Here is a 3178-nt window from a genome sequence, read left to right on the forward strand (position 1 = left end):
ATGGTAACTATTGGATGGAACCATTTTCATCCCAAGTTTGTGACCCGGCGGGTCATGTATGTTTAGTAAGAAAAAAGCATTCGCGTCTTTCATTCTGGAAGTTGGATGTGAAAATGGGATTGGTAGAAACGTCAGGATTGGGTCTGATTAAATTATCTTTAGATAAAGCTTCCGCCAAAGCGAACAAGGCGGAAGCTTCTTTTGGTTAGGAATGTTAAAATAAATACGAAAGAAAACGAATGAAGAAAGAGGGAGTAGAATGTGGCAACAGGAAATCCGGATTGCCGGCCCTTATCATTTTGAACGCGCGCTTCGCAGATTAGCTGCCGATCCGATTAAAGTCATTGATTTAGAAAATAAAACGATAAAAGTACCACTGGTCATTGATAAAAATCCATACGCCATTACAGTGAAAAGTGTCGGTACGGTAACAGAACCGCATTTCAGCATTTCTGGAGAGGTGAAGGACGAGCATAAATCAATTGTTTTAAAGGAAATACGGCGAGTCTTTCAATGGGATGTCCCCTTTGAAAACATTTACGCCCATTTTGAGAAAAAAGAGCTTGGTTCGCTTTTTCAAACATTAAAAGGGACGCCTCTTGTATTGGATTTTGATCTTTATTTTAGTTTAATGAGATCAATTATTCACCAACAGCTAAACATGAGCTTCGCACATACATTAACAGCCCGATTTGTGAATGCATTTGGCTTCGAAAAAGACGGGGTATGGTTTTACCCTGATCCGGATGCAGTAAGCAAGCTTCATTATGATCAATTAACAGAGCTTCAATTCAGCCGCAGAAAAGCAGAATATGTCATCGATACATCAAAACTTATTGCTTCGGGTGAAGTAGTATTAGATGAATTCCATATGATGCCAGACGAAGAAATAATTGAAAAGCTCGTTAAAATCCGCGGAATCGGCCCATGGACAGCTGAATGTCTCTTGCTGTTTGCGCTAGGCAGAAAATCGATTTTTCCAATGGCCGACATCGGCATTCAGAACGGACTCAAAAAACTATATCGCCTTGAAAAAAAACCGACAAAAGAGCAAATGGGAGCTTGGAAAAAAGATTGGTCGCCTTATGAAACATACGTGGCGCTCTATTTATGGGAGCTTGTCGGAGATCCCAATCTAATTGTTGGAGACGATGGACAAATCGTGACAGCATGAAAATCATAAAAGCGAAAACCCTTCATTAATGGTAAACGTGACTTAGAGTAAACCATTCATATTGTTCAGAAACTTTTCATCTTTTCAAAATGGATATGTCTATAGCTATTTTAATTCAAAGGTTATAATAGATTTGAAGAATTTAAATATTGAAAGGAAGTGGGAAAATGGTTTACCAGAATATGTTAATTGCAGTTGACGGTTCAAATGAAGCAGAAGGTGCGTTTCAACGGGCTCTAAAGATTGCAAAGTCGGAAAATGTTAAACTGTATATTGCTCATGTCGTGGATACAAAAAACTTAATGACGGTACAACAGTACGCCCCCTACGGTGATTTCGTTGAAGAGGCACGAAAATATGGCGAAAATCTTCTTAATGAATATGCCGAAAAAGCAAAAATGCAAGAATTTGAAAATGTAGAGACTGTGTTGCAGTCTGGCAGCCCGAAACGAGAGCTATCTAGAAATATACCGGAAAAGTATTCGATTGATTTAATCGTATGTGGGGCTACAGGATTAAATGCAGTGGAACGATTCGTAATGGGAAGTGTTGCGGAACAAATTGTTCGAAATGCGCCTTGTGATGTGCTTGTTGTGAGAGATGAGAAAGCTAAAAGAGAAGAAAACGAATAATTTATTTTTGAAAAAAGTTCGCATGTTTACGGAAAAACTGCGAACTTTTTATTTTCGTAATAAAGGAATGGGAAATCTTATGCCGTTTGAACGGGTATCGGGACCGCTGGCGCCGTTTTATTAAATATATTCTTTTTTGGAGCGTTGTTTTAATTGCATTATCTTGGAAAATTTTGAGGGGCCAATATTGTTAAAAAGATCTTTGGTAAAAATTCCTTTTTTTGTGATTTTTCATGTCGGTTTTTGGTAGTTTTTGTGATATATTTATCTATAAGATTACTTTTTCTTTAAATAGATTATTCATTTTAAAATAATATGTTAAGAAAGTGTGAACGTGCCCCTCATGAAAAAGAAAAAAATGTTAAAAAAATCAGAGCAAACGGTTATTTTGGCTATTGCTTCGTTCATTGTATTTTTCATTTTTTTACAGGTATTGCCATTACAGTCTTCAAAAGAAAGAAATGAAGAAGTCACTGCAATTGCCAGTTCAAAAGTAACAGATGTACATACTTCAGATGAAGAAAATAGTCAAAAAGAGAGTTCGGAAGAAAATCAAGAAAGGGAACTTGGACATTCTTCAAAAGAACAACCCTCTGCTGAAGAAGAACCGTCTGAAAAAGAACCCAAGAATAAAGAAACTGAAGAAGAGAATCTAGCAGGAGGAAACAAGGAATCTTCCAAAGAGGATCTAGCGGGACAAGGCGGTAATAAAGAGAAACAAAAAATTGTATATTTAACTTTTGATGATGGGCCTTCTGATGTCGAGGAAGAACTATTGGATTTACTCGGTAAATATCATGCGAAAGCAACTTTTTTTATGTTGGAGCCAAACATGAAAAAGTATCCTGATGCGATCAAAAAAATGGTAAATGAAGGACATGCCGTTGGAATGCACGGAGTTACCCACGATATTAAAAAGTTTTACAAATCAAAGAGTACCGTTCTGGAAGAAATGAACAAAGGACAAGCCAGCCTTGAAGAAATCAGCGGTGTCCGTTCATTCTTAATCCGAACGCCATATGGCAGCGTGCCGCACATGACACCAGAGTACAAACAAGCGGTAAACGAGCACGGCTATAAATTATGGGATTGGAATGTTGACAGCAATGACTGGAAATACAGAGATGGGCGCTACGTAGAAAATTCAATCAACCAGATTAAAAAGATTGAGCAGTCGGGAGGAGAGCCAATTATCTTGTTACACAGCAAGTCTTCTACTCTCAAACATTTATCTAGTTTACTAGACTACCTGACAGAAAATGGCTACGTCATGGAAAGAATAGAGGAAGACATGGAGCCATATCATTTTTGATATGAAAATAATATCTACTTGAAAACACAATGTCTTGATTTGTCAAGTACCCGGAAACAA

The 3178-nt window shown here is 37.5% G+C and carries 4 protein-coding genes; all 4 read left to right on the forward strand.

Annotated features, from left to right (window positions below; translation table 11 throughout):
- Positions 1-209 (forward strand): hypothetical protein (locus DCC39_RS18575; RefSeq protein WP_205948546.1); only part of this gene is annotated, 209 nt, incomplete at its 5' end.
- A 50-nt stretch (positions 210-259) separates the two neighbouring features.
- A complete protein-coding gene (locus DCC39_RS18580) occupies positions 260-1174 on the forward strand; it encodes a DNA-3-methyladenine glycosylase family protein (protein ID WP_116556374.1) in 915 nt (304 codons plus the stop codon).
- A 167-nt stretch (positions 1175-1341) separates the two neighbouring features.
- A complete protein-coding gene (locus DCC39_RS18585) occupies positions 1342-1806 on the forward strand; it encodes a universal stress protein (protein WP_116556375.1) in 465 nt (154 codons plus the stop codon).
- Positions 1807-2149: 343 nt separating this feature from the next.
- Positions 2150-3118, forward strand: coding sequence for a polysaccharide deacetylase family protein (locus tag DCC39_RS18590; RefSeq protein WP_133243515.1), 969 nt, complete (start codon positions 2150-2152; stop codon positions 3116-3118).
- Positions 3119-3178 lie beyond the last annotated feature (60 nt).

Source organism: Pueribacillus theae (genome assembly GCF_003097615.1).
GTDB lineage: Bacteria > Bacillota > Bacilli > Bacillales > UBA6769 > Pueribacillus > Pueribacillus theae.